We start from the raw sequence: 26,157 nt of genomic DNA on the forward strand, positions 1-26,157 counted from the left end.
ATAACTATTTAATTTCTTTTAGGGTTTTAGCATAAAATGAATCGGCATCTATTTTCATTTGTTTTAAAGATGGCATGTGAATGTATATCATATGACCAGCTTCATAGTAGGTAAAATCGATGTTTTTTTGTTGCTCTGGTCTTAACCCCATGTGGTTAATTACATATTTCGAAGCAAAATAAGGGGTGGCAAAATCATAATAGCCGCCTAAAACCCAAACTTTAAGTGTTGGACTAACTGACATGGCTTTTCTTAAAGATTCAGCTACGTTTAAATACTTATTCTGAACATTACTATAATTCCACCTTCCAATTCCGCCGCCTAACGTATAATAGGTTAAATCGTTTGTATAATTTAATTCCTTACCTAAATAGTTTAATAATCCATGTGTGTAAGGACCCGAAATTGTTCCTGTATTACTTGGATCGTATTCCGTAGAAGAACCTGTATCATTGTAATCAGTGCCTGTAAATCTCGAATCTAAACGACCAACGGTTTTTCCATCACTACGCAGGAGTTCTTTATTATATTGAGCCAGATTTATTCTCAAATTAGTTTGTCTGATAAACGTTTCTGATAAGCCAGTATATTTTGCTAGTTTACTAACTACCGCATCATATTGTGCTTTGGGTAGTTTATCGCCTTTCATTAAAGCCGTTGCATATTCTGTAATCGCAAATTGCTCTACCTCTTGTGTAAGCGTTTTAAGATCTTTTGATTGATACTCAGGACTTAACTTTTTATAATACCACGATGTTGATGCATAACTTGGTAAATACAAAGGGTAAGGCAAATCATTACCTACCACAAATTGAATGGTTTGAAAGTTTAAAACTGCAGAAATCAATACAATACCATTTACATACATCTTATAGGCACTTTGCAGATATTCTGATAAGCCTGATGCTCTTGTTGTGCCATAACTTTCTCCAGCTAAAAACTTAGGAGAACCCCACCTTTTGTTTTTTGAAGTGTAAACCTTTATAAACTCGCCTACCGATTGAATGTCTTCTGTATAACCTTGGAATTCTGCTTTATCTACCCCAGGTGCTGCTCTCGAAAAACCAGTTCCAACAGGATCAATAAAAACCAAATCGGTTTGATCTAACCACGAAAATTCATTTTCGGTGTAAGAATATGGAGCGGTTAAGGCATCACCCTTTTCTGACATTACAATACGCTTTGGCCCAATTACCCCCATGTGTAACCAAATTGAAGCCGAACCAGGACCTCCATTGAAAGTATAAGTAATTGGTCTTTTATCTAAGTCGCTTACATTATCTTTTGTGTACGCCACAAAAAAGATGTTTGCCCTTAACTTACCATCTTCCGATTTCATAGGCATGTAACCTGTAGTTGCGGTATAACTTACAGATTTGCCATTAATGGTAACAGAGCCTTTGGTTTTTACTACACCATCGGCTGTCTTTATAATTTCCTGAGCAGCTGGAAGTGCTGCATCAGGATCTTTTTTCTGAGCAAATGTAAATTGCATACTCAGAGACAGGAGAAAAACGATTATTAATTTCATTTTATATATGTTTATTAATACTAAAACTATTAAGGACGTGTGTCCCAAAATACTCTTCCAAGCATATCAGCTCTGGCTGGAACATTAGGATTGCTATTACGCTCCAGTTGAGGGTAAACCAACGTTCTTGGAATTTTATCGTAAACAGCAACAGATATTGGTAATGCAGTAATATTAGGATAACCCGTTCTTCTCCAATCGCTCCAAGGCTCCATTACTACTCCAAAATTAGCGATGTATTTTTCGGTGATAATTTGCTCTAATTTCTGAGCATTTGTGCCTGCTAAAGTTCCGTTAGCCGTAAGATAGGTGGTAATATTTGCTGCAGCTACTCCAGCATCTTCCATAGAAGCTCTTATGCCAGCCTGATAAAATGCTTGCGCATCTCCAGGACTACTTAAATTTAAAGCCGCTTCAGCACGAATAAAATTATATTCGGCAAAAGTTAATAATCGTGAAGGTCCATCACCGCTCCAAGTAATAGAATTATCTGTAACAGTACCATCACTATTTACTACAACTGTATTAAGCGTTGCAGCACCTTTTAAGAACGTATTTAGCCTTGAGTAGGCCACAGTTGCAGCCTCAGTAGCATTACCGCCTTTATATGTTGCTGGCGATGAGTTGTAAGGAAAGGGGATAAAATAAGAAGGCCTTCTAGGATCTGCCTTACCATTCATCATATCTACAATGGTTTTATTAGGAAAAAATGCATTTCTAAATTGCCCACCTTCGATACTTACATTCGGAGTTCTACGACCAGCTTCTGTAGAAAACTTCATGATAAAGTTATCCGTATTTGAGGTCATAAACTGTGCACCGCTACTTATTAAAGCATTAATTTTCGAACTTGCAAAAGCAGCATCTTTAGCTGTATAATGTAGGTAAATTCTTAATTTAAGCGTATTGCCGAATCTAATCCATTGTTGCTTTACAGTATTCCAGTTATCTCCTGGATAAATTGTTGTATTTTTTGTTGGGCTTAATACCGATGTTGTACTATTAACATCAGCAATACCCTCATCAATTAAGCGAATTAAATCGGTGTAAATATCTTCTGCTTTATCAAATTTCGGGGTTAAATTATCTAAAAACTTACCAGATTCTGAATACGGAATATCACCCCAGGCATCAACCGTAATTTGAAAGGTATAAGCCTTTAACAACTTGGCAACGCCTGCATAATGTGGGCTACCGCCTTCTTTTGCTAATGGTATTAATTTTTCAATATCAGCCAAAATGCCTGAATAAATATTTGTCCATTGGTTATTAACATCAGAGTTGTTGATATTATACCTTTCGTACAGTTTAAAGGTTTCTGATAAATTTGTTGTGTTCCCTGTAAATTGTTGCATAATTAATCCGCTGTAGCGGTATAAATCGCTGGAACCGATGTATCCGATTCCGACCGTAACAGATGGCAATAACTGATCGATTGGCGCAACGGTAATATTATTCGGACTTTCGTTTACATCATAAAACTTCTTACATGATTGAAACGTAGAGACCAACATTACAATCCCTGCGCAAGCTATAATTTTATTGATTTTCATAATTATATGTCTTGAATTTCTTAATCTTGTTAATTAAAAAGTGGCTCTTAAAGTTGCGCCGTATATTTTAGATACTGGTGTTATACCAAACTCTAAACCTCTGGCATTTGAAATCCCTAATAAATTCTGCTCTGGATCTAAATCAGGAAAATTCGGAGCGTAAGTCCATAAGTTTCTTCCATAGATAGAAAACTGTAGTTTGCTTATGAATTTACTTTTAGCCAATAATGCTTTTGGAAAATCGTAGGTAAAGGTTGCTTCCCTTAATTTCAAGAAAGTTGCATCTAATACATATCCTTCCCACGCAACATATTTACCAGCCAATCCCCAGTAATCTTGTGCGGTAACATAGGTATTATTCGGAGTACCATCCGCTAGTACACCTGGAAACAAATACGGCTTAGACACAGTTCCATCGGCATTAAATCTGTCAAATTCTGCTGTTTCGGCAGCTACACCATTTATTCTCAAATCACCAATTGTGCGTGATAACAAATCGCCTTTGTATTTAAAGTCGAGTAAGAAAGAGAAACTAAATGCTTTGTATTTAAATGAATTTGTTAAGCCTGCTGTAAATTTAGGGTTCGGATTACCAACTACACCAACATCACTTGTTGCTTGCGGTAAACCATTTGCTTTAATAATCATATCGCCTTGTGCATTACGCAGGTAACGATTAGAGTAAATTAAGCCATATTCCTGACCCGCAACCGCCTGAATATTCGGCGAGGTAAAACCACCTAAAGAAATTAATTCTACGCCAGGTGCCAGTTCTTTAACTATAGATTTAAACTTAGTGAAGTTTAATGATGCTTCCCAAGTAAAATTCTCAGTTTTAACTGGTACACCGCTTAGTAAAAACTCTAAACCTTTGGTCGATAATTTCCCTGCATTAGCCACCTTACTGGTAAAACCAGATGAACGTGCAACGGGAACATCAAAAATTAAATTTCTCGAATCGCGTTGATAAACAGAAAAATCTAAAGTTAAGCGATTGTTAAACATAGCCAGGTCTGTGCCCAACTCAAACTCTCTGGTAAACTCTGGTAATAATAATGGATTACCAGCACCGTTCGAATAGGTAAAACCAGCCAATCCATTAAATGGAAAGTTTACAGCGGTTGAGCTAAATCCATCGGCAGAACCAGCTATTCCATAATAGGTTCCTGTTTCATACGGCGAACCACCTTTTCCAACTTCTCCCCCATTTACTCTAATTTTTAACGAGTTTAATGTTTTGCTTTTTAAGCTTGGCCAAGCCTCTGTTGGCACAAAACTTACTGCAACAGCAGGATAGAAAATTGATCTGTTTTCGGGAGTTAAGGTAGAAGAATAATCGTTACGTGCTTTAACGTTTACATTTAACCATGACTTATATTGAACCGATAAATCGCCAAAGTAACCCATTAAACGATTTTTACTATACGAATCGGTAGAATTAAATGTGGTAAAGTTACTCAGGTTCATAAAACCAGGAATCGTTATAGATCGGCCAGTTGTTGATAAGTTATTGGTATAGTTTGAGATAATCTCGTTACCAAGAGTCATCGATAAATTAAAATCGCCATAAGTTTTATTACCAGTTAAAGTAAAATAACTATTTAAGTTACGTCGCATGTTGCGAGATTGAATTAAACCACCAGCACCACCCGAGCTTGTATTAGCGTTACTTCTTACACCTTTATCATCAAAACCTGTATTAATAATGCTAAATACGTCTGCCCCAACTTTTAAATCGGCTTGTAGCCAGGTTGTAAAATCATATTTCAAGTTTAGGTTACCGTAAAAGCGATTTAACTCTTCCGTACGTTTAATATGATCGATTGACCAATAAGGATGTTCTTCGGAAGTTGAATGCCAAATTTGATTTCCTGCAGCATCTGTAACTGGCAATCCTTGAATATCGTAAGAACGTGGTGTATAGATAGCTCTCCATAGTGGATTAGCACCTTGATTACCTGCCTGAGTACGATCTGAGATATTACTTACATAAGAAAACGATGTGCTGATTTTAAACTTATCAGTAATATTTGTCCCTGCATTTACAGTTAAGTTATTTCGGTATAATTTATTTCCTGGCACTAATGCATTTGTTGTACTGTTACCATACGAAACACGATAATTAAATTTATCAGAAGCACCTGAAAAATTAAGACTATTATCAACACCTAATGAATTTTGCAGAATATCTCTAACATTATCTGGATAAGCCTGTAAAGCTACTTGTTGCCCAATTATATTGGTAACCTGCTGTCCAGCAATTCGTGGTCCCCACGAAGTTGAACGAGCTGTCCATGCGAAAGGATTCGCTGCTGTTCCGTAGATTCCATTTGTACCTTGTGCATAATCGTTTTGGAATTCAGGAAAAATATTAATTGAACCAATATTAGCACTTGAAGTAAAAGAAACTTGTGTTTTGGTACCCAATTTACCTTTTTTGGTGGTAATTAATATTACACCCGAAGCTGCTCTAGAACCATACAACACTGTTGCAGCTGCACCTTTTAGAACGCTCATCGATTCAACATCTTCAGGGTTAATATCAGAGCCACGATTTGATGTTGATGACCCAGCATTAACGGAGTTTCCGCCGCCACCATTATCGATAGGCACACCATCTATTACATACAATGGCTGATTACTTCTCGTGATAGATGAAAAACCTCGAATGGTAATATTAGAACTATTAAAAGCACCACCCGAACCCGATACCTGAACACCAGCTACTTTTCCAGCCAGAGCATTAGAAACATCGGGTGTTGGTGCTTGGGTTAACTTTTCGGCTGTTACCGTGCTTACTCCATATCCAATAGTTTTTTTATCTCTCTGAATACCAAATGAAGTAATAACAACATCATCTAACGATTTCGCTTCATCCTCCATAACAATTTGAAAGCTTATTTTATCTCCAACATTAATTTTCTGTGTAACGTAGCCAACCGAGCTGAAAACTAATATTGCATTTTTTGGAACTGTAAGCGAAAATTGACCTTTAGGATCAGAAGTTATTCCAATCGAAGTACCTTCTACCTTGATGGAAATACCAGGTATTGGTAACTTATCATTCTTTCCGGTTACCGTTCCGCTAATTTTTTTATCCTGTGCGTAAGAAACAGCATAAACAGAAATTAGCAAGAAAAAGAGAAGTAAGACTTTTTTCATAATTTGTTTAGTTTGATTTAGTTGAATTGATAAATAATGAAGCTTTTAAGACCTCAACTCATCGAGTAAACAAATTTATATTCGAGAAAAAAGATAACTTGACCGTTATTGTCCCTTCGTTATCAAAAATTATCCATTATCATTTAAAACATTAACAATACTGCTACAATTCAGTATTATACGGATAAACAAAAACTTAATATCAGAGCCTAATTATCCAACATTTGGCAGGCTGTAAGAGGCATGTTTAAATCTGTATAACCTCAAATAATCTTTCGGAGACATAGAGGTGATTTTCTTAAAAACTCGATTAAAAGTGATTACACTATTAAAGCCGGTTGAATAAGCTATATCGTACAAATGTTCAAAATCAGAATTTATTATTTTTTTACAGGCCTCGTTAATCCGAACCTCATTTAAAAAAGTGTAATAAGTTTTTTGAGTGTGTTTTTTATAAAACTTGCAAAACGAATGCAAAGTTATACAAGCAATCGAGGCTACTTTTTCAAGACTAATATCTTCTGCATAATGCTCTAAAGTGTATTGATGAACCTCATTTAATCTAAAGTTTTCTGTTTCAGGAATGCTGTGTTTAACAAAACCAGTCGATAGTGATTTAAACTCGCTTATATTTTTTTCGCAATATTGAAATATCTTTATAAGATTAATTAACCGATCCAATCCATCAATATTTTTAATATTGAGGATATATTCTGAAATTAAAAAACTCTGCTTTGTAGGAACCTGCAAGCCTTTGTAGCTGCTTTCTATTATCTTTTTAACACCATCCAGCTCTGGTAGGTTTAACAAGTGCGTTAATTTTTTAAGGTCGAAAAACAAATGCACGGCATGAGCTTCTTCCTCTTTTTCGCTATAGGTTGAATTGAAAATATGTGGTTGATTCGGCCCAATAAAATAAATATCTCCAGCCTTAAACAATTGATTGTAATTCCCTACAATAACATTGCCTTCTCCTTTTAGGATAAGTGTTATCTGATATTCTTTATGGTAATGTAAATAGTTGTAAAATTTAGGTAATAAATCTTCCTGAACAATTACAGAATTGTTTGAAGTTGATTGTAGCACAAAGTTTATGGCTTTCATGGCAATAGATTTTGTTAAATAAAAACACAATTACGCTCGAAATTTTTTCACTGATGCCTAAAGACTTCAGTTATTACTAAAGGTGGTTTTTCATAAAAAAAGCTTGACTTTTTTATCTTTAAATTTTTTTCGTAAAACTTTGGGAATAGACTTTACTGGGGAAAATCTTGGATTTGTTAGGATAGTTACAATCATAATGCTTAGTTTTTTGGTTTACTTAAGCAAATAAGAAGCATACAAAATTAAATCAGAGGTTATTGATTTTTATTTTAAACATCAATTACAATAAAAATAATTTATTTAATGGATTAAAATTATTGGTTAATTAATTCTAATTCGAAACTATTTTTATGCAATTAAATTTCGACTTATCTGCCTGGCAATTATTAGTTATTCCGGTACTAATGTTGTTTCCAATTTATTAAATTTAATTCAGCTATATATCATTTATAACAAGAATTTTATAAACTAGTTATCATCACCTAGCAAACTCACCAAAACGAAAAAAGGAATTGCCAAATGGCAATTCCTTTCAAAACGTTGAGATAAGAAACCGTTAGTAATTTATAACAGAGTTTCTCTACAAAAAACTAGCTTTTTAATTAAAGCTTTCTTCTTTTCAATTCTCTTTCAATCAAACCAAGTTCCCTACCTGTTTGGCCAGCAACTGAAGTATTTTCTTGTGCTCTTCTAAATAAATACGGCATTACAGCTTTAATAGGCCCATACGGCACGTATTTTGCAACATTGTAATTGGCATCGGCAAGGTTAAAGCTTAAATTATCGCTCATACCCAGCAATTGCGCAAAATATACATGCTGATGGTTATGTGCTACTTTTTTCTCATCTAAAAGATAAGTTAACAAGCGACTGCTTTCTTCGTTATGGGTACCACAAACAATGGCAATTTCTTCAATATGATCTACGCAGTAACGCAACGATTCGTTATAATCTTTATCTGTTGATTCTTTATCTTTTTGAATTGGCGATGGATAACCCATTTCATCGGCACGTTTACGTTCTTTTTCCATATATGCACCACGAACCATTTTTACACCTAAAATAAAGCCTGCAGCTTTGGCAATTAAATGGTCGGCTTTCATATCGGCCAGTTTATCGTGGCGATACATCTGATAAGTATTATAAACAATAATGCGTTCCTGATTAAATTTACGCATCATATCTAAAGCCAATTCATCAATTGTATCCTGAATCCAGGTTTCTTCAGCATCAATCATAATTGGCACTGCTTTCTCAAAAGCAGTTCTGCAAATCATTTCGCAACGTAATTTTACTTTATTAAACTCCGCTTGTTCATCCGCCGTTAAAGTTTGTTTGGCATCTATTTTCTCTAACAACGCAAAGCGACCAATACCTGTAATTTTGAAAACCGTAATCGGAATATTTTTATCGCCATCGGCACGAAGAATGGTACGAATAATTTCCTGACAAGTTTCATCGAACACGACTTCCTCTTCTTCACCCTCCACCGAATAATCTAAAATGGTTCCTACACCACCTTTTGCAAGTTGTGCAATGGCCGTATCGCATTCGGCAATGGTTTCGCCACCACAAAATTGTTGGAAGATTGTTGCTTTAATAGCTCCTTGAATCGGCAAGCCAATATTTAAAAAGAAATTGGTAATTGGCGGGCCAACCTTCGTTAAGAAATTGCTACCAATCATTTTAAAAAGCCAATAAGCTTTTTTCAGTTCGGTATTTGTTTTCTGGCGGAAAGCTACTTCCGTGTTGTCGAAATTAGGTTGTTTGTTGGGGGATAAATCCATTTGTTAGCTAAGTAATAAGTCAGAATGGTGCAAAATTATAAATTCCATCCATTGTTAAAACTAAAAAGCTGTAAATAATCGTATTTTTGCAGCAAAATGATACAATTCAAATTAGAAGGCGAATTTATTCCATTAATCCAATTGCTAAAAGCGACTGGGTTGGTTGGAACAGGCGGAGATGCCCAGGCTGCCGTTATGGACGGTTTAGTAAAATGTAATGGCGAAGTCGAGTTTCGCAAGCGATACAAAGTTAGAATTGGTGATATCATTACTTTTGAACAAGATAAAATCGAAGTAATTTAATGGAAACCTTAACTAGCGCAGGCCATTCGCTTTATTTCGAAAGCAATTTAGATGCCTTAAAAACACTTATAGAAAGCAATAAATACAGCAAAGTTTTTATTCTTGCTGATGAACATACAAGCGAAATATGCTTGCCTGTTTTTCAAGCCCTAATGGATGATTTTTCAGATTTCGATTTAATTGAAACTTCAGCGGGTGAAGAAAATAAAAACATCGATTTCTGTATCGGCATTTGGAAAACCCTTTTGGATTTTGAGGCCGACCGCAAAAGCTTGATGATAAATTTAGGTGGTGGCGTAATTACCGATATGGGTGGTTTTATTGCTTCAACGTATAAACGTGGTATCGATTTTATTAATGTTCCCACAACCCTACTTTCGCAGGTTGATGCATCGGTTGGTGGTAAAACAGGTATCGATATTGATAACGTAAAAAACATGGTTGGTACTTTTACTTTACCGCAAATGGTTTTTATCGAAACTGAATTTTTAAAAACTTTGCCACAACGTGAGCTTTTATCGGGCTTTGCCGAAATGATTAAGCATGGTTTAATTTACGATAAAGCTTACTATGAAAAGTTAAAAACGACTGATTATTTAACACCATCGGCAGAAGATATTTACCGTTCGGTAGAAATTAAAAACGAAGTGGTAACCATCGACCCGCATGAAAAGAATCTGCGTAAAATTTTAAATTTCGGTCATACCATTGGTCATGCTGTAGAAAGTTATTCTTTAGCAAACGATGAAAATCCATTAACGCATGGCGAAGCAATAGCCATTGGTTTTGTTTGTGAAGCAGCTTTATCGATTAAAAATAGTGGTTTAACGAAAGAGGAACTTAAAGATATTAGCGATTATATTTTTTCGTTGTATCCAAAATACGAGATTAAAAAAGAAAGTTTTGATACAATTTTGGAGTTAATGAAAAGCGACAAAAAGAATGAAGATGGCAACATTTTGTTCTCGTTATTAGAAACAACTGGCAAATGCACGTTTAACTCCCGTGTTAGCACAGCTGATATTTTAAGCAGTTTAGATTATTATAATAGTTTATAAAATGAAATACACTGGAAGTGATATTTCTGTAGGCGCATTATTTGGCTTTGTAATCGTTTTAACTTTGGTTGAAATGTATTTCAGCTATGCCCACGACAGAAAATTATACACCAAACGCGATACCTGGACCAATATTTACTTAATGGTTTCGGCAATCGTAATTAACCTTGGCATGAAAACAGCAACATTCTTTCTCTTAGAATATTGCTACCAATTTAGATTATTCCAAATTTCTAATATTTGGATTTATTGGACGGTTTTAATTCTTGCCCAAGATTTCCTTTATTGGTTTTTGCATACGGTTGGTCATTACGTGCGCTTATTTTGGGCCATGCATGTAACGCATCACTCATCTGAGCATTTTAACCTAACTACAGGTTTCCGTTCAACCGTTTTCGAACCACTGTACCGCGTATTCTTCTATTTACCATTAGCATTTATGGGTTTTACAGCAATGGATATCCTTTTTGCTTATCTGGTGACACAGATTTACGGTAATTTGGTTCATACGCAGTATAAAATTAATTTCCCAAAATGGTACGAATATATATTTGTTACGCCATCTCACCATCGTGTTCACCACGCCAGCAATGTTCGTTATCTAGATAAAAACATGGGCATGGTTTTAATTCTTTGGGATAGAATGTTTGGCACTTTTCAGGCAGAATTAGAAGAAGATAAAATTAAGTATGGATTAACTACTCAACCAACTGATACGGGAGCTGTTAACATTATTTTCCATGAATTTATTGCTTTAACTGCCGATGTTAAAAAGGCACCAACTTTTATGGATAAGATTAAATACATTATTAATCCTCCAGGCTGGAGTCATGATGGCAGCACAAAAATTGCTAAAATTATGCAGCAAGAGCTACATGAAGCGGAGGCCCTAAAAAAACAAGGCAATGCTCTTAATAAAATTAAGGACATAAATGACCAACAAGCGTTAAGTTCAACAGGATAATATTAACGGTCTGTATTTTACAGACCGTTTTTTGTTTAAGTATATTTTAAAAAAATGCATGTTTTATTCCGATTAAAATCAAAGCATTATGATGTTGCAATTTTCAGAAATAAAGCTTAAATTTAATATACAAGTAGAATAGAACAGCTAGAGTAAAAGGTACGTGAAAATTTGAGCTGTCGTTGTAATTCCTCCATAAAGCCTTATAAATATCTTTAGAATAAGGTTAAGCATCCATTTAAGAATTTGTTTATAACATTCAATAAATTATTGGGCTATGGAAACTAATGAAATTAACCAAAATCTAGAAAACACTGAACCAGAAATGAAACGAAACGATGAAAGAAAACACATTTACAAGTTTATTCTTTCTCCTTTTTCATTCGAATCTTCCAATCATTTTAACAAAATCCATAAAAGAAGATTTCATTCTTTTGGATGCATTCATGAGTTGGGAAAACTTCCTGGAGCAATGTTTTAATTAAAATACGTTTTATGTTAAATGCTTAAGTTCTTCTATTAGATTAGAAGAGTTGGGTTTACTTCGATTAATTTTTAAAGCTATTCCCAAAACATCTATCGAAAACAATATTATTTTTTGCTTGTTTCTATCATACATCAATTTACAAATATCATGGAAACAAATAAAGAAAAAGGTAAAGTTGTAGAGAACGATTTGCTAAATAAAACTGCAGAAGATATCAAAGATGATCGAAAATTGGATGAAAATAAATCATCGAAGATTACAACTAATTTATTTAATAAAGATAAAGACCGCAAAAATAATCCCTTAGGACCAGGCCATGAACCAGGTACAACACCAGGTTCAGGAATATAATTTTCGAGCGTAATATTCGAGCAAAAATTATTAAATTTAAGCCATAGCATTTGCTGTGGCTTTTTAAATTAACCCCAAAATGGAAAGAAGAAATTTCATCAAAAATTCGGCTTTGGCAATTGCCATGCTTTCTTTATATAAAACAGATGTTTTTGCTCAAAATGAATTATTAAGAGCTTATAATTTCAAACCCTTACGCAATAACGTAGGCATATTCACCGAGCAAGGCGGCACAATCGGCTGGCTAAATTCGTCGAATGGTTTTGCTGTTGTAGATGCACAATTTCCTACATCTGCACCTCACGTTATTGAAGAGTTGAAAAAACTTGGCGAAAAACCTTTCAAATATTTAATTAATACACACCATCACGGTGACCACACCGCAGGCAACATTGCTTTTAAAGGGCTGGCTGAAAAAGTAGTTGCACATCAAAATTCATTGGTTAATCAGAAAAAAACTGCTGAAAAAGCTAATAATTTAGATAAGCAATTACTACCAGATACAACTTTTGGTACAGGCTGGAAAGCTCCAGTTGGTGATGAAAAAATCAGCGCCTATTATTATGGTTCTGGCCATACTAATGGCGATGCAGTTTATCATTTTGAAAATGCAAACATTGTTCATGTAGGTGATTTAGTTTTCAATCGTAGATTCCCATATATTGATAAAGAAAATGGCGCACATATTGGTAATTGGATTACGGCTCTTGATAAAATTCAAAATCAGTTTGATAAGGACACGCTGTTTATCTGGGGACATAGCTTAGATCCTGAAAAAGTAACAGGAAATAAAGCAGATGTAAAAGCTTTTCAAAATTATTTACAGAATTTACTGAAATTGGTTTCAGGTGAGATTACTGCAGGTAAATCAAAAGAAGATATTTTAAAAATTACAACAATCCCAAATGCGCCAGAATGGCAAGGCGATGGAATTCAAAGAAGTTTAGGTGCAGCTTACGATGAGCTTAAAGGGGTTTAAGTACAATGGAAGGCTAATAACAAAAGTATCTTACATATTTCTACTTAAATTTCAGTTAACCAGCTAAATATCTATGCTTAGGTGTAGATATTTTCCAAATATTTTTTCAATTTATAAACGTTCTATATTTGAAATAATTCTAGGCAACAATAGCAAAATCAATATAACTAAACCCTTATCTGCTATATTTGTGTTACACAAAATCCACAATCAGATATGGATGATTTTATTGCAGCCCGTTCGCAAATGGCCTTATCATTAGGCTTCCACATTATTTTTTCCTGTATTGGTATGGTTATGCCTTTTTTTATGGCTGTATCGCATTACAAATGGCTCAAAACAAATGATGAAGTTTATAAAAATCTAACCAAAGCCTGGAGCAAGGGTGTAGCTATCTTTTTCGCTACAGGTGCCGTTTCTGGCACAATGTTATCGTTTGAACTTGGTTTACTGTGGCCTAAATTTATGGAACATGCTGGACCTATATTTGGAATGCCATTTTCTTTAGAAGGAACGGCATTTTTTATCGAAGCAATTGCTTTAGGTTTCTTTCTTTATGGGTGGAACAAACTAAATAAATGGTTTCACTGGTTTACAGGAATGGTTGTAGGCGTAAGCGGTTTGGCCTCAGGGATATTGGTTGTGGCTGCAAACGCCTGGATGAACAGTCCAGCAGGATTCGATTTTGTAAACGGTAAATATCTTAACATCGATCCAATACAAGCTATGTTTAACAAAGCATGGTTTTCGCAAGCATTACATATGTGTTTAGCTGCATTTACAGCTACGGGGTTCGCTGTCGCGGGTGTTCATGCTTTAATGATTTTGAGAAATCAAAACAAAGAATTCCACCTAAAAGCATTTAAAATTGCGGCAATATTTGCTTGTATTGGCGCTTTACTTCAACCATTAAGTGGCGATATTTCGGCAAAAGACGTTGCTAAAAGGCAACCAGCAAAGCTTGCAGCAATGGAAGCGCTTTACAAAACCGAAAAACCTGCACCACTGTTAATTGGCGGAATTGTAAACGAAAAAAATAAAACAGTTAAAGGAGCTATTAAAATTCCTGGGGCGTTAAGTTTTCTTGCGCATGGCGATTTTAGAGCCGAAGTAAAGGGATTAGATCAAATCCCCGAAAACGAGCATCCGCCAGTTGCAATAACCCATTATGCATTTCAAATTATGGTTGGCATTGGAACTTTGTTACTGCTGATTTCGCTAATTTATTTCTTCAATTTAATTAAGAAAAAATCACTTTTAGAGAAACCCTGGCTACTTAAACTATTTGTTTTTGCTATTCCGTTGGGTTATGTGGCTTTAGAGGCAGGCTGGGTAGTTACCGAAGTTGGCCGACAACCATGGATAATTTACGGAATTATGCGAACCAAAGACGCTGTAACACCAATGCCTGGAATTGCATATTCCTTTTATATATTTTCGGCAATTTATGTTTCGCTAAGTATTGTTGTTACGTTTTTACTTTACAGGCAAATAAAAATGGTACCCGTGTTATACAGTAAACCTAAATCAAATAGTTAAATATCCACAGGAGAATGTAAAACAGCCTTATCAGCAAAAAATCTCTGAGCGTTTTTTCTCATCCTTGGTAAAAAAATAAATATGGAATACGTTGTAATCACCTTCTTATGTTTAGGAATATTGCTTTACTTCCTTTTAGGTGGAGCAGATTTTGGTGCAGGGATAATCGAGCTTTTTACGTCTGCCAAAAACAGAAGCAAAACCCGAAAAACCATGTATCAGGCTATTGGTCCAGTTTGGGAAGCCAATCACATGTGGTTAATTATTGCAATTGTAATTTTATTTGTAGGCTTTCCTCGAATTTATACCACCATGTCGGTTTACCTTCATATTCCTTTGTTAATTATGCTTATTGGTATTATTGCCCGTGGTACGGCTTTCGTATTTCGTCATTATGATGCCGTAAAAGATGATATGCAATGGCTGTACAATCGAATATTCAGGTATTCAAGTTTCGTTACAGCGCTTTTCTTAGGCATTATTGCAGGCAGTTTAATTTCAGGCCATATCGATACACAAGCCAACGATTTTTTGTCGGCTTACGTTTGGGGCTGGTTAAACTGGTTTTCCGTAGCTGTGGGCTTTTTTACAGTTTCACTATGTGGCTTTTTAGCGGCTATTTATCTTATTGGCGAAACCAATGAAGAACATGATAAACGTCGGTTTATCAAAAAGGCCGAGTTTATGAATATTGCAGCTGTTGTATTTGGAGCAATGGTTTTTATCGCCGCACAACGAGATAAAATTCCACTTATCGATTGGGTATTTAAAAACACGATTGGCCTTTCGGCTATTATTCTAGCAACTTTATCGCTGGTTTTACTTTGGTATTTATTAATAAAAGGTAAAACAAAAATTTTACGCGTACTGGCTGGTTTCCAGGTTACTATGATTTTATTAGCCATTAGTTATGCGCACTTTCCAAACTTTATCCGATTAAAAAACGGAAATACCATTTCCCTTTTCGAAACCGTTGGACCTGAGAAAACCATTTACAGCTTAGGTTTAGCTTTGCTATTAGGTAGTGTCTTAATTCTTCCCTTTCTTGGATATTTGTTTTACAAGTTTCAGAAAAAAGAAGAGTAAGGGCTTTTCATCATTGCCACGTACGACGCAATCTATATGGAAATAGAAATTAAAAAAGTTATTTGAAAAGCAATGGCAGTAGTTCTTTGCTTACGAAAGTCCCGCTCTCGTTCCAATCTTTTTTAAACCTCAGTCATTATGAGGAACAAACAATCTGTTTCATCGCTTGCAGAAACTTCGTTTAAAGTTGCTACAATCAAAAAAGTATTTCCACTTTATCGGGTTTATTTTGGGTAAGACAGATCTAGAAACTAAAAGCAAATGCATAAAAAAAGAGCACCTGTTTCCAAGTGCTCCTTTTAAAATCTATAAAACGCTTTATTTACATACCACCTTTTCTATTCGATTTTGTTTGAACTGGCCAGGTTGCTTGTTTTCCAGTACGTTCATTTACAGGTAAATCAGTCGATTTTTCTGTAGAAGTTTTTTCAGGATCTTCACTAGCCATATAAACCATAATTGCGGCTAAAATTACATTGCTTCTAATCTCGTCAAAAACCAATTTATCGTAGCTATCGCGGTTGGTGTGCCAAGTATAGGTTCCATAATCCCAACTGGTAGAACTTAAAGAATAACCCAAAGCACCAGCAGCTACAAATGAAGCAAAATCAGAACCACCAGCGCCTGGTGTACCAGGGAAATTGGTTTTAATTTGATTTTTAATCGTATCGGGCACTTTAGCCAACCAACGTGTGATATAATCTTTCGATTTAGCAAAACCTTGTCCGCCTATATTAACCACACGACCTGTACCATTATCCTGGTTAAATAAAGCTTGTAAGTTGCTTACAACTTCAGGATGATCTTCTACAAAAGCTCTTGAGCCATTTAAACCTTGTTCTTCACTTCCCCAATGGCCAACCAAAATTGTTCTTTTAGGGTTTGGATAGAATTTCTTTAAAATGCGCATGGCTTCCATCATCATAATTGTACCAGAGCCATTATCTGTTGCACCACTTGCACCATCCCACGAATCGAAGTGAGCCGATAACATTACATATTCGTTTGGTTTTTCTTTACCTTTTATTTCGGCAATGGTATTAAAAGTTGGTACAGTACCTAATTTTTTAGATTCAGATTCGATCTTTAACATCGGTTTATTTCCATTTAAAGCCAAACGGTAAACTAAACCATAATCCTCAACCGATAAATCCAGTGTTGGAACTTTGGTTGTGTTTGCACCAAATATTTTATCAACACCAAAACCTTGCGACCAGTTATTGATTACCACTGCAACTGCACCAGCATTTTCTAAAGCTACAGGAAGTGTTTTTGCATTATAACCCGTTTTAGCTATACCTGCAGTATATGCTTTTAAAGCTTCAGCCTTTTCTTTTTTAAATTTTTCGAATAAATCTTTTGTTGCAAATTCTTCCCAGTTTTTTTCTGGTCGGCCAGAAAGCTGATTCAAAGAAATTAATACAACCTTACCTTTTACACTTGGTAACCATTTCTGAAAAGCAACAGAATCGGTAATTGTTGGAAGAATAATGGCTTCAGCGTTAATCGTTTTTCCATTTGTAGATGGACTCCATGCCAATTGTGTACCTTCTAATGTTCTTACTCTCGGGCTTACTAAATCAATATGAGTAACACCTCGCTCCCAGCCTGCCCATTCGCCCCATTTTTCGTTTTTCGCAGAGATTCCCCAGTCACTGTATTTTTTAACTGCCCAATCATTTGCTTGTTTCATTTGTGGCGAGCCAACTAAGCGTGGTCCAACAACATCTAATAGCTCGTGAGCCAGTTTTTCTAGCTGAGAGTTTTCATTTACTTCTTTTACAATATTATTTACCACTTTATCTTGTGCAAAAACAAAAGAGGAAGTAAATAAAAGCAAAGTTGGGAAGAGTAGTTTTTTATTCATAATAAGGGTTAGTTTTAATTGATGGAGCTAATTTAAAGATTAAGTAGTTTTAAAAAGGATATTAATAGAAATGTTGCAGTACCAGTTCAACCTTACATTTCTATAAAGACGAAAACTTTAAGATTTTTAAAAAAACTTTAAGCAAACAATATGTATGGATGACTACAATCTCTCGATTTTCATCTCGATAAAACGAAAGGTTAAATGGAATAAACCGAGGAGCGTTAAAAATAATTCACAAAAAAAAGTCTTGATTTTCATCAAGACTTTTTTTTGAAATTGTATTTACTTAAAAAGAAAAATCGTCGTTTGCTTTTGTGCTGTGCTCACCATTTTCAGAATATTCGTAGCGTTTTTCAACAACATCCTGGTGAGTTTTAATATATTCAACAGTTTCTGTAAGGCCTTCTGCAAATTTTTCGAAATCTTCTTTGTATAAAAAGATTTTATGTTTTACGAACACACCGTCTTCTAATCTTTTCTTGCTCTCGGTAACTGTTAAGTAATAATCACCTGAACGAGTAGCCTTCACGTCGAAAAAATAAGTTCTCTTACCTGCTCTTACTTTCTTTGAAAAAACTTCTTCTCTCTCTTTATTGTCGAATTCTCCCATGGTTGGTATTGATGTTGGTTTTTGGTTTCGGTAAATATAAAGCAAATATTTAAAGTTCAAAATAGAATTTAACACAAATTAACTTGTTCGGCTTTCTTCTTCTAAAAGCTGATTATTATAAAGCTCCGTATAACTACCATTTAAGCTAAGCAATTCATTATGTGTACCTTGTTCAATAATTCTTCCATCATCCAATACCAATATTTTATCTGCGTTTTTTATGGTCGATATTCGGTGAGCAATCAAAATACTGGTCTTTCCTTTCATAATCTTTCCAAGATTTTGAAGTATCTCTTCTTCTGTTTTGGTATCAACGGCCGAAAGGCAATCATCGAAGATCAAAATTTTCGGAGATTTAATTAAAGCTCTTGCAATGGATACGCGTTGTTTTTGTCCGCCAGAAAGTGTAATTCCACGTTCTCCGAGCATAGTTTCAAACTTTTCTTCGAAATCGATAATGTTATTATACACCGACGCATTTTTTGCAGCATCGTAAACTTCGTCATCCGTTACGGTATCTAAACCGAAAGCAATATTGTTCTTAATGGAGTCAGAAAAAAGAAAAACCTCTTGTGGCACAAAACCAATCTGACCTCTATAGTTTTTTAAGTTTAACGACTTCAAATCTTGTCCATCAATAGCAATTGAACCATTTTCTACGTCATACATTCGCATAATAAGATTCGCAAGTGTCGATTTTCCTGATCCTGTTTTACCAATTATGGCAACAAATTCGCCGCTATTAATTTCGAAACTTACATTTTTTAATGCTTGTATTCCTGTATCTGCATAAGTAAAACTTACATCGTTAAAGCTTAAATTCCCTTTTAATACATGTTCTTCTTTATTGGTCGATTGAATATCCGATGGAATATCTAAAAATTCGTTAATTCTTTTTTGTGATGCAGCCGCTCTTTGAATGAGAGAAGTTACCCAGCCTAACATGGTTACCGGAAAAGTAAGTTGATTAATATAAATTATAAATTCTGCAATATTCCCTGGCGTTATGCTCCCATTCATTACCTGTACACCACCAATGTATATGGTTAAAATAGTACTTAAACCGATAAGTAAAAGCATTGTTGGGTAAAACAAAGCAGAAACCTTTACTAAACTCATCGAATCTTTTTTATACTCGTTGCTCTGAATTTCGAACATATTACGTGTATAATCTTCCCTTACGTAAGATTTTATTATTCTGATTCCTGAAAAACGTTCTTGTACAAAACTTGAAAGCTGAGATAAACGTTCCTGAATTTTTCCGCTCTTTTTGAAAATTAAAGTATTTACGTAATAAATAATAATAACCAAAAACGGAAGCGGTAAAAGGCAATAAATAGCGAGTTTAGAATTTACATCAAACATCGACCATATAATTAATACAGATAAAACAAAAGTGTTTATTGTGTACATTATAGCAGGCCCAACGTACATTCGAACACGATTTACATCCTCAGTAGCCCGATTCATTAAATCGCCAGTATTATTTCTGCGGTAAAACCCTAAACTCAGTTTTTGATAATGCTGATAAATATCGTTCTTCATATCGAATTCAATATGCCTCGACATTAAAATTATGGTTTGCCGCATGAAAAATAGAAATAGTCCTCTTAGTAGGTATAAACCGATAATTAGCAAACCAAAAAACAGCAAGGTTTGGCTAAAAATATCGTAGATAATTTGCTGACGGTTAAAACCATTAAACAAACTATAAACCTGTATATTTTCTGTAATTAAATCTACTGCATAACCAATAACCTGAGCAGGTACAACTCCAAAAATGTTAGATATTACAACGAAAATACTTCCAGGAATAATCCACCATTTATATTTTAGAAAGTATTTATTTAATCGACTCAGGTGTTTCATACTGTACAAACTTAGCCAAAGCGCAACAAATTTTGTTATAGTTTAGTTAAAATCGTGTAATAATGGTTTTTTATTTTAATTTTGCAGCAGGTTTACCTAACGTTCATTATGCCAGCAAATTTTTCATCAGATTCATCCATTTTAGAGCAATTAAGTGCTTACGGGCACAAAAAGTTGGTTTTCTGTAATGATCCCGACTCTGGTTTAAAAGCAATTATAGCCATTCATGATACCACTTTGGGTCCCGCTTTGGGCGGAACACGCATGTGGAGTTATGTTACTGAAGCTGAAGCTTTGGAAGATGCTCTACGATTATCACGCGGCATGACTTATAAATCGGCAATTACAGGCTTAAATTTGGGTGGCGGAAAAGGTGTTATCATCGGCGACTCTAGAAAAGACAAAACAGAAAGTTTAATGCGTAGCTATGGCAGGTTTATTAAAAACCTAAATGGTGAGTTTATAACTGCTGAAGAAATGGGCACCAACACACGTGATATGGAATATATCCGTATGGAAACCAATCACGTTACAGGCGTACCAGAATCAATTGGTGGCGCTGGAAACCCTGCTCCTTTTACCGCTCAAGGTGTTTATTTAGGGATTAAAGCAAGTGTTAAAGAAGTTTTTGGCACGGATATGCTTGCAGGCAGAACAGTCGTAGTACAAGGAATTGGCAACGTTGGCGAACATTTGGTTGCTTTACTTAGAAAGGAAAATGCCGAAGTTTTAATCAGCGATATTAACCAGGAGCAATTAACCTATGTAGCTCGTAAATACAAGGCAAAACCAATAGAAGCAGATCGAATTTTTGGTATAGATGCTGATGTTTATGCCCCTTGCGCAATGGGTGCAACGGTTAACAATAAAACTATCGAGCGTATGAATTTTGCAATTATTGCAGGATCAGCTAATAATCAATTAAAAGATGAAGTTTTAGATAGCGAGTTACTACTGAAAAAAGGCATATTATTTGCGCCAGATTATCTTATAAACGCAGGCGGATTGATTTCTTGTTATTCTGAGTTAACGGGCTTTGGAAAAAAACGTACCGTTCAGCTTACTGAAAATATTTACGATGCTACCAGAAATGTAATTAAACTAAGTAAAGCTGAAAAAATACCGACCAACATTGCAGCAAATCGTATTGCTGAAAAACGCATTGCAGATATTAAAAAAATTAAATCAACATATTAAATATTTATTAATCGGTTTAACAAACCACACTCGTTCTTACATTCATGTTAAATAGAAGGCACTTAAGAATTAAAGCTTTGCAAAATATTTTTGCTTGGCAAATGGCAGACAAAAAAGACATTAAAGGTGATTTAAAAACTTTAATGCAGAGTATCGATAGTGTGTACGAAATGTACATCTGGATGCTTTCGTTAATGGTAGAAGTTACCGAGTTTACAGCCAACGATGCTGCAGAGCGTGCAAATAAGCACCTAAAAACTGCAGAGGATATGAATCCAAACATGAAATTGTTGCATAACAAGTTTAGTGTTTTAATGCAGCAAAACCCCGAATACATTTCGGCGGTTAAAAAATACAAGGTAGATTGGGGCTTCGATCCAGAAATCCGCAAAACAGTTTACAACTCTTTAAAAGCATCTAAAGAATATGCTGAATATCTTGCAGATACAAACGAAAGTTTAGAATCATCGAAAGATATTATCAAATACATTTTCAGAAAAATTATCCTTAAAAACCAGGCTATTATTCAGGTTTTCGAAGAGAAGTTTATAAACTGGCAGGTTGATCATGAAGTGATGAAAGGCATGGTTGCAAAAACGCTTAAAAACTTTACCTCTGATGATCCATTTAAAAATAAGCTAACTGAAATTAGCGCAGATTGGATTGAAGACAGCAAGTTTGTTCAAGATTTATTCCTTCATACTTTACAAAATGATGTAAAATACCAGGAAATGATTGCCGAACGGACAAAAAACTGGGAATCGGAACGTATTGCCTTAATGGATACTATTTTAATGAAAATGGCGATCTGCGAATTGCTTAATTTCCCTTCAATCCCTGTAAAAGTTACTATTAATGAGTACCTGGAGTTATCAAAAGATTACAGTACACCGAAAAGTAATTCATTTATAAACGGTATTTTAGACAAAATTTTAGGCGATCTTAAGAAAACAAATACCATTAAAAAGCTTGGTCGCGGATTAATTGAAGAATAAAATGAAAAAAATATTCATCCTTGCTATTACTACTCTATCTTTTGCAGCTTGCCGTAATGCAAACAACAGCACTGCAGAAATTTCAACTGCTGCAGTAGAAAATTCAACTTCGGCAATAGCACCTGCAGATGCGGCTGTTATTACCTTTGAACGTGATATTTTCGATTTCGAAAAAATTGAAGAAGGCGCAAGTGTAGAACACGAATTTAAGTTTAAAAATACGGGTAAAAGTCCTTTAATTATTTCGAATGCAACGGCGACTTGTGGCTGTACAATCCCAGAAACACCTAAAGAGCCTATATTACCAGGAAAAGAAGGCGTAATTAAAGTAATTTTTAACAGCTTAGGTAAAGCTGGTATGCAAGATAAGGTGGTGACTATAACATCAAATGCAAACCCAAATATAAATACAGTGCACTTGGTTGGCGAAGTGTTAGCTAAAAAATAAAAAAATTAAACAACACAAATAAATTAAGAAATGACATCAACAGTAATTTTACAAGCAGCAGGTGGTGGTATGTTAGGTACAATTGTACCAATGGTATTAATCATGGTAGTTTTCTACTTTTTCATGATTCGCCCGCAAGTTAAAAAGGCAAAAGATCATAAAAAATTAGTAGCTGAATTAGGTAAAGGCGACAAGGTAATTACAACTGCAGGTATGCACGGTAAAATTATCGATATGAACGATACTACATTTGTAATTGAATCTGAATTTGGAGCTAAATTTCGTTTCGACAAATCAGCTGTTTCTTTAGATGCTACAAAGGCAGTAATTGCTCCAGCAAAAGCTTAAAAAAACAAATAATATAAAGAGCAGTCCCGAAAACTTTCGGGACTGTTTTTGTTTTATTACATTTGGGATGTAGCGTTTTGCATTGGTTTTCCTTTTCAAAACCATTTTTATATTTATTATGCCCTTTATTAGATTAACAAAAATAGAGAGAAGACGTGTACTGAGCTTGTTAGCCTGCCTATTGTTGGCAATAGCAGCATGGCTTTTTATGGCGCTAAATAATAAATATGTTTATACGGCAAAAACAGTTCTTATTTATAAGAATTTTCCTCAAAATCGTGCTTTTCATCCTTTGCAATCTGATACTGTCGACTTACAAGTTGAAGGAACAGGCTGGCAATTACTTTTTGCCAGGTTAAGGATTAGCCCTCAATCTATTTCTGTAAATTTGAACCAATTAAGCAATAGAGATTTTATTGTTTTTTCAGACCAGCTGTATAATGTTAATAAACAACTCGAAAGTGCTCAAAAGGTAATTTCAGTTAAGCCAGATACATTGTATTTCGATTTTACCAAAAGAACAGTAAAAAAAGTGCAGATAAGATTGGTTAAAAAGATAGAATTTGTAAAACAGTATGGAGTTTCCAGTGAAATAAAACTGAATCCAAAATATGTTACTGTTACTGGGCCACTTGAAGAACTTGATCGAATTAAAGAGTGGTTAACAGACACCTTAAAATTGAGCAAAGTACAGAATAGTGCTACAGCTCGAGTAACGATGCAGCATAGTACACACAAAAATGTGAGCATTTTCCCCTCAAGCGTAGAAGTTAAGTTACCTGTTGATGAATTTACTGAAAAAACTGTTTCAGTGCCCCTCAAAATTAAGAACAATAAAAATTACAATAGTATAAAATTGTACCCTAAAAAAGTAAATGTTACTTTTTTAGTTGCTTTAAATTATTACAATCAGGTTGATGAAAATTTTATTACTGCAACCGTTGATGCAGAAGATTGGCTGAATTTACACCACAGTCAATTAACAGTAACACTTACCGAATTTCCAGATTACTGCAAACTAGTAAAAATTGTTCCTTCTAAAGTAGATTTCGTAGTAGAAAAATAATGTATAAAGTTGGTATAACAGGTGGTATTGGCAGTGGTAAAACTACAGTTTGTAAAGTTTTCGAAGTTTTAGGCATCCCAGTATTTTATGCAGATACTGTTGCTAAAGAAATCATGGTTAAGGATAACATACTTATCAGGGGAATAAAATCAACCTTTGGTGAGAAAAGCTACTTTGCAGATGGAAAATTGAACAATAAACATATCGCATCAATTGTATTTAATAACGAAACTGAATTAACAAAACTGAATGCTTTGGTTCATCCTGCGGTATTTAGAGCTTTTGATACCTGGGAAGAAAGCATTTCAAACGAGGTTCCCTACACCTTAAAAGAAGCTGCCTTACTTTTTGAAAGTGGATCTTATAAAATGTGTGATACGACCATTTTAGTAACCGCCCCTATCGACCTAAAATTGAAAAGAGTAATGCAACGTGATGGTGTTACAGCTGAACAGGTAAAAGCCCGAATGGATAAGCAACTGAGCGATGAAGAGAAAGCTAAGATGGCAAATTATTTTATCACCAACGATGAAGAGTATTCAATTATCGAGCAAGTGTTAGTTTTACACAAAAAGTTTTTAGAAGTTGCTTCAAATAAGAAGTAATTCTCGAAATGATCCTTTAACTAATTTTGCTTATTCTCCTAAAATCCTGCCTTATCTTTAAATCCTACAAATCTTGCCTATGATTTTAGAAAACTTTATTACCATAACTCCAACGGGATTATACTGTGTTTATGGCGATTTTTACCTCGATCCACAGCAGCCTGTTAAAGAAGCAGTGGTTTCTCATGCTCACGGCGACCACGCAATTGGTGGAAGTCAGAATGTATATTGCACGGCAGCTACTGAAACTTTCATGAAGCATCGCTATCGTAAATTTGCAGCTGTTGATTTTCATATAAAAGCTTACCACCAGTCATTTAAGATAAAAGATGTAACGATTACTTTCTATTCTGCTGGACATATTCTGGGTTCTGCACAAGTTTTAATGGAATACAATGGTATAAAATACCTTTACACTGGTGATTATAAAATTGAGCCAGACTCGACCTGCGAACCTTTTGAATTTGTTGAGGCTGATGTTTTAATTACAGAAAGTACCTTTGCTAATCCCGATACCAAGCACCCATCGCCGATTGAAGAAATAGAAAAACTAAATGAAACCAATGCAAATATTATGCTTGGTGCTTATGCGTTGGGTAAAAGTCAGCGGATTATTCAGTTGCTAAATAAGCATTGCCCTACTAAAAACATTATGGTTCACCATAGTATTATGCCCTTTGTGAAAATTTACGAAGATTATGGTATGAAATTGGGAGCCTATAAAATGTACGATAGAAAGGTGATGAAAAATAACCTGGAGCATCAAGTTTACATAGTGCCACCAATGGTTTTTCACAGCTATCACAAAGCGATAAATGTTGTCAGGGCTTTTGCTTCTGGCTGGAAAAACTTGCAGCAGCAAAACGGTATTTCCCTTTACATTTCCGATCATGCTGATTGGGCAGCAATTTTAGAAACCATAGAAAAGGTAAAACCTAAACAAGTTTGGACATTACACGGCGACGGAAGACAACTTAAAGATTATTTTAAAGATAAACTAGAAGTTAAAATCCTGAATTAAGGTCGTACTTTCACCATAAATCGTTGTAAATAACAATATATCAATTCAGCAATCAAAAATTCACTCATTTAAGATGAAAGAGGGCGAAGATTTCTATTTTAATGAAGATGGTTTCATGGTTTTTACCGAAGCGTATCATTTAAAGCGTGGTTACTGCTGCAAAAATAAGTGCAAGCATTGTCCTTGGGGCTATGGAAAAAAGAAGGATAAAAAGTAATTCGATT

24 protein-coding genes are annotated in these 26,157 nt (G+C 34.9%); 16 read left to right on the top strand and 8 right to left on the bottom strand.

Annotated elements, in window-relative coordinates:
- Positions 1-4 precede the first annotated feature (4 nt).
- From ACZZZI_RS20020 to ACZZZI_RS20040, 5 genes are all read right to left on the bottom strand, one after another.
- Positions 5-1,531: a S10 family peptidase gene (locus tag ACZZZI_RS20020; protein WP_316758027.1), complete on the bottom strand. Its 1,527-nt coding sequence runs from the start codon at positions 1,529-1,531 to the stop codon at positions 5-7.
- A gap of 29 nt (positions 1,532-1,560) precedes the next feature.
- On the bottom strand, positions 1,561-3,084 hold the full coding sequence (locus ACZZZI_RS20025; protein ID WP_316758025.1) for a SusD/RagB family nutrient-binding outer membrane lipoprotein: 1,524 nt from the start codon (positions 3,082-3,084) through the stop codon (positions 1,561-1,563).
- Positions 3,085-3,117: 33 nt separating this feature from the next.
- On the bottom strand, positions 3,118-6,246 hold the full coding sequence (locus tag ACZZZI_RS20030) for a SusC/RagA family TonB-linked outer membrane protein (protein WP_463490969.1): 3,129 nt from the start codon (positions 6,244-6,246) through the stop codon (positions 3,118-3,120).
- A gap of 213 nt (positions 6,247-6,459) precedes the next feature.
- Positions 6,460-7,350 carry an AraC family transcriptional regulator gene (locus ACZZZI_RS20035; protein WP_316758020.1) on the bottom strand — a complete coding sequence of 297 codons (891 nt, stop codon included), beginning with the start codon at positions 7,348-7,350 and terminating at the stop codon, positions 6,460-6,462.
- 602 nt (positions 7,351-7,952) lie between these two features.
- Entirely contained in the window at positions 7,953-9,137 is a 1,185-nt protein-coding gene (locus tag ACZZZI_RS20040; protein ID WP_463490972.1) for a proline dehydrogenase family protein, read from the bottom strand.
- Between the two features lie 96 nt (positions 9,138-9,233).
- Between ACZZZI_RS20040 and ACZZZI_RS20045 the strand changes: the two genes are divergently transcribed.
- The 8 genes from ACZZZI_RS20045 to ACZZZI_RS20080 all read left to right on the top strand — a co-directional run bounded on the left by ACZZZI_RS20045 (position 9,234) and on the right by ACZZZI_RS20080 (position 15,904).
- Positions 9,234-9,440 (top strand): RNA-binding S4 domain-containing protein, encoded by a 207-nt coding sequence (locus ACZZZI_RS20045; protein WP_219075251.1) that lies wholly within the window; start codon positions 9,234-9,236, stop codon positions 9,438-9,440.
- Positions 9,440-10,498 carry a 3-dehydroquinate synthase gene (gene aroB, locus ACZZZI_RS20050; RefSeq protein WP_463490974.1) on the top strand — a complete coding sequence of 353 codons (1,059 nt, stop codon included), beginning with the start codon at positions 9,440-9,442 and terminating at the stop codon, positions 10,496-10,498. The genes ACZZZI_RS20045 and aroB overlap by 1 nt, the downstream gene beginning before the upstream one ends.
- 1 nt (position 10,499) lies before the next feature.
- The gene (locus ACZZZI_RS20055) at positions 10,500-11,462 is read left to right on the top strand and encodes a sterol desaturase family protein (RefSeq protein WP_463490976.1); all 963 of its coding nucleotides are present in this window, start codon (positions 10,500-10,502) and stop codon (positions 11,460-11,462) included.
- 277 nt (positions 11,463-11,739) lie between these two features.
- Positions 11,740-11,943, top strand: a complete 204-nt coding sequence (locus tag ACZZZI_RS20060) for a hypothetical protein (protein WP_463490978.1) — start codon at positions 11,740-11,742, stop codon at positions 11,941-11,943.
- 153 nt (positions 11,944-12,096) lie between these two features.
- Positions 12,097-12,300 carry a hypothetical protein gene (locus ACZZZI_RS20065; RefSeq protein WP_344764494.1) on the top strand — a complete coding sequence of 68 codons (204 nt, stop codon included), beginning with the start codon at positions 12,097-12,099 and terminating at the stop codon, positions 12,298-12,300.
- Positions 12,301-12,379: 79 nt separating this feature from the next.
- Positions 12,380-13,279, top strand: coding sequence for an MBL fold metallo-hydrolase (locus ACZZZI_RS20070; protein ID WP_463490980.1), 900 nt, complete (start codon positions 12,380-12,382; stop codon positions 13,277-13,279).
- Positions 13,280-13,495: 216 nt separating this feature from the next.
- A complete protein-coding gene (locus tag ACZZZI_RS20075) occupies positions 13,496-14,818 on the top strand; it encodes a cytochrome ubiquinol oxidase subunit I (protein ID WP_463490982.1) in 1,323 nt (440 codons plus the stop codon).
- An 81-nt stretch (positions 14,819-14,899) separates the two neighbouring features.
- The gene (locus tag ACZZZI_RS20080; protein WP_316758001.1) at positions 14,900-15,904 is read left to right on the top strand and encodes a cytochrome d ubiquinol oxidase subunit II; all 1,005 of its coding nucleotides are present in this window, start codon (positions 14,900-14,902) and stop codon (positions 15,902-15,904) included.
- A gap of 322 nt (positions 15,905-16,226) precedes the next feature.
- Here the strand turns inward: ACZZZI_RS20080 and ACZZZI_RS20085 are convergent, their stop codons facing one another.
- The 3 genes from ACZZZI_RS20085 to ACZZZI_RS20095 form a co-directional block, all read right to left on the bottom strand.
- Positions 16,227-17,771 (bottom strand): M20/M25/M40 family metallo-hydrolase, encoded by a 1,545-nt coding sequence (locus ACZZZI_RS20085; RefSeq protein WP_463490985.1) that lies wholly within the window; start codon positions 17,769-17,771, stop codon positions 16,227-16,229.
- Between the two features lie 289 nt (positions 17,772-18,060).
- Positions 18,061-18,384 (bottom strand): DUF3276 family protein, encoded by a 324-nt coding sequence (locus ACZZZI_RS20090; RefSeq protein WP_316757997.1) that lies wholly within the window; start codon positions 18,382-18,384, stop codon positions 18,061-18,063.
- Between the two features lie 78 nt (positions 18,385-18,462).
- Positions 18,463-20,253, bottom strand: a complete 1,791-nt coding sequence (locus ACZZZI_RS20095) for an ABC transporter ATP-binding protein (RefSeq protein WP_463490988.1) — start codon at positions 20,251-20,253, stop codon at positions 18,463-18,465.
- A gap of 108 nt (positions 20,254-20,361) precedes the next feature.
- Between ACZZZI_RS20095 and ACZZZI_RS20100 the strand changes: the two genes are divergently transcribed.
- The 8 genes from ACZZZI_RS20100 to ACZZZI_RS20135 all read left to right on the top strand — a co-directional run bounded on the left by ACZZZI_RS20100 (position 20,362) and on the right by ACZZZI_RS20135 (position 26,150).
- Complete coding sequence (locus ACZZZI_RS20100) at positions 20,362-21,450, top strand: Glu/Leu/Phe/Val family dehydrogenase (RefSeq protein ID WP_344764500.1); 1,089 nt, start codon at positions 20,362-20,364, stop codon at positions 21,448-21,450.
- Positions 21,451-21,494: 44 nt separating this feature from the next.
- The gene (nusB, locus tag ACZZZI_RS20105; RefSeq protein WP_316757994.1) at positions 21,495-22,445 is read left to right on the top strand and encodes a transcription antitermination factor NusB; all 951 of its coding nucleotides are present in this window, start codon (positions 21,495-21,497) and stop codon (positions 22,443-22,445) included.
- Between the two features lies 1 nt (position 22,446).
- Entirely contained in the window at positions 22,447-22,893 is a 447-nt protein-coding gene (locus ACZZZI_RS20110; protein ID WP_344764502.1) for a DUF1573 domain-containing protein, read from the top strand.
- Positions 22,894-22,923: 30 nt separating this feature from the next.
- Positions 22,924-23,241 carry a preprotein translocase subunit YajC gene (yajC, locus tag ACZZZI_RS20115; RefSeq protein ID WP_463490991.1) on the top strand — a complete coding sequence of 106 codons (318 nt, stop codon included), beginning with the start codon at positions 22,924-22,926 and terminating at the stop codon, positions 23,239-23,241.
- A gap of 118 nt (positions 23,242-23,359) precedes the next feature.
- The gene (locus ACZZZI_RS20120) at positions 23,360-24,307 is read left to right on the top strand and encodes a YbbR-like domain-containing protein (RefSeq protein WP_316757991.1); all 948 of its coding nucleotides are present in this window, start codon (positions 23,360-23,362) and stop codon (positions 24,305-24,307) included.
- The gene (coaE, locus tag ACZZZI_RS20125) at positions 24,307-24,912 is read left to right on the top strand and encodes a dephospho-CoA kinase (RefSeq protein WP_316757989.1); all 606 of its coding nucleotides are present in this window, start codon (positions 24,307-24,309) and stop codon (positions 24,910-24,912) included. Before ACZZZI_RS20120 ends, coaE begins: the two co-directional genes overlap by 1 nt.
- Positions 24,913-24,991: 79 nt before the next feature.
- Entirely contained in the window at positions 24,992-25,933 is a 942-nt protein-coding gene (locus ACZZZI_RS20130) for an MBL fold metallo-hydrolase (protein ID WP_463490994.1), read from the top strand.
- 73 nt (positions 25,934-26,006) lie between these two features.
- Positions 26,007-26,150 (top strand): DUF5522 domain-containing protein, encoded by a 144-nt coding sequence (locus ACZZZI_RS20135; RefSeq protein ID WP_344764507.1) that lies wholly within the window; start codon positions 26,007-26,009, stop codon positions 26,148-26,150.
- Positions 26,151-26,157 lie beyond the last annotated feature (7 nt).

Source organism: Pedobacter sp. AC190 (assembly GCF_979258025.1).

Bases quoted from the DNA above. Each gene is read 5' to 3' on its own strand.
- ACZZZI_RS20020 (WP_316758027.1), bottom strand. From the start codon at position 1,531: ATGAAATTAATAATCGTTTTTCTCCTGTCTCTGAGTATGCAATTTACA.
- ACZZZI_RS20025 (WP_316758025.1), bottom strand. From the start codon at position 3,084: ATGAAAATCAATAAAATTATAGCTTGCGCAGGGATTGTAATGTTGGTC.
- ACZZZI_RS20030 (WP_463490969.1), bottom strand. From the start codon at position 6,246: ATGAAAAAAGTCTTACTTCTCTTTTTCTTGCTAATTTCTGTTTATGCT.
- ACZZZI_RS20035 (WP_316758020.1), bottom strand. From the start codon at position 7,350: ATGAAAGCCATAAACTTTGTGCTACAATCAACTTCAAACAATTCTGTA.
- ACZZZI_RS20040 (WP_463490972.1), bottom strand. From the start codon at position 9,137: ATGGATTTATCCCCCAACAAACAACCTAATTTCGACAACACGGAAGTA.
- ACZZZI_RS20045 (WP_219075251.1), top strand. From the start codon at position 9,234: ATGATACAATTCAAATTAGAAGGCGAATTTATTCCATTAATCCAATTG.
- aroB (WP_463490974.1), top strand. From the start codon at position 9,440: ATGGAAACCTTAACTAGCGCAGGCCATTCGCTTTATTTCGAAAGCAAT.
- ACZZZI_RS20055 (WP_463490976.1), top strand. From the start codon at position 10,500: ATGAAATACACTGGAAGTGATATTTCTGTAGGCGCATTATTTGGCTTT.
- ACZZZI_RS20060 (WP_463490978.1), top strand. From the start codon at position 11,740: ATGGAAACTAATGAAATTAACCAAAATCTAGAAAACACTGAACCAGAA.
- ACZZZI_RS20065 (WP_344764494.1), top strand. From the start codon at position 12,097: ATGGAAACAAATAAAGAAAAAGGTAAAGTTGTAGAGAACGATTTGCTA.
- ACZZZI_RS20070 (WP_463490980.1), top strand. From the start codon at position 12,380: ATGGAAAGAAGAAATTTCATCAAAAATTCGGCTTTGGCAATTGCCATG.
- ACZZZI_RS20075 (WP_463490982.1), top strand. From the start codon at position 13,496: ATGGATGATTTTATTGCAGCCCGTTCGCAAATGGCCTTATCATTAGGC.
- ACZZZI_RS20080 (WP_316758001.1), top strand. From the start codon at position 14,900: ATGGAATACGTTGTAATCACCTTCTTATGTTTAGGAATATTGCTTTAC.
- ACZZZI_RS20085 (WP_463490985.1), bottom strand. From the start codon at position 17,771: ATGAATAAAAAACTACTCTTCCCAACTTTGCTTTTATTTACTTCCTCT.
- ACZZZI_RS20090 (WP_316757997.1), bottom strand. From the start codon at position 18,384: ATGGGAGAATTCGACAATAAAGAGAGAGAAGAAGTTTTTTCAAAGAAA.
- ACZZZI_RS20095 (WP_463490988.1), bottom strand. From the start codon at position 20,253: ATGAAACACCTGAGTCGATTAAATAAATACTTTCTAAAATATAAATGG.
- ACZZZI_RS20100 (WP_344764500.1), top strand. From the start codon at position 20,362: ATGCCAGCAAATTTTTCATCAGATTCATCCATTTTAGAGCAATTAAGT.
- nusB (WP_316757994.1), top strand. From the start codon at position 21,495: ATGTTAAATAGAAGGCACTTAAGAATTAAAGCTTTGCAAAATATTTTT.
- ACZZZI_RS20110 (WP_344764502.1), top strand. From the start codon at position 22,447: ATGAAAAAAATATTCATCCTTGCTATTACTACTCTATCTTTTGCAGCT.
- yajC (WP_463490991.1), top strand. From the start codon at position 22,924: ATGACATCAACAGTAATTTTACAAGCAGCAGGTGGTGGTATGTTAGGT.
- ACZZZI_RS20120 (WP_316757991.1), top strand. From the start codon at position 23,360: ATGCCCTTTATTAGATTAACAAAAATAGAGAGAAGACGTGTACTGAGC.
- coaE (WP_316757989.1), top strand. From the start codon at position 24,307: ATGTATAAAGTTGGTATAACAGGTGGTATTGGCAGTGGTAAAACTACA.
- ACZZZI_RS20130 (WP_463490994.1), top strand. From the start codon at position 24,992: ATGATTTTAGAAAACTTTATTACCATAACTCCAACGGGATTATACTGT.
- ACZZZI_RS20135 (WP_344764507.1), top strand. From the start codon at position 26,007: ATGAAAGAGGGCGAAGATTTCTATTTTAATGAAGATGGTTTCATGGTT.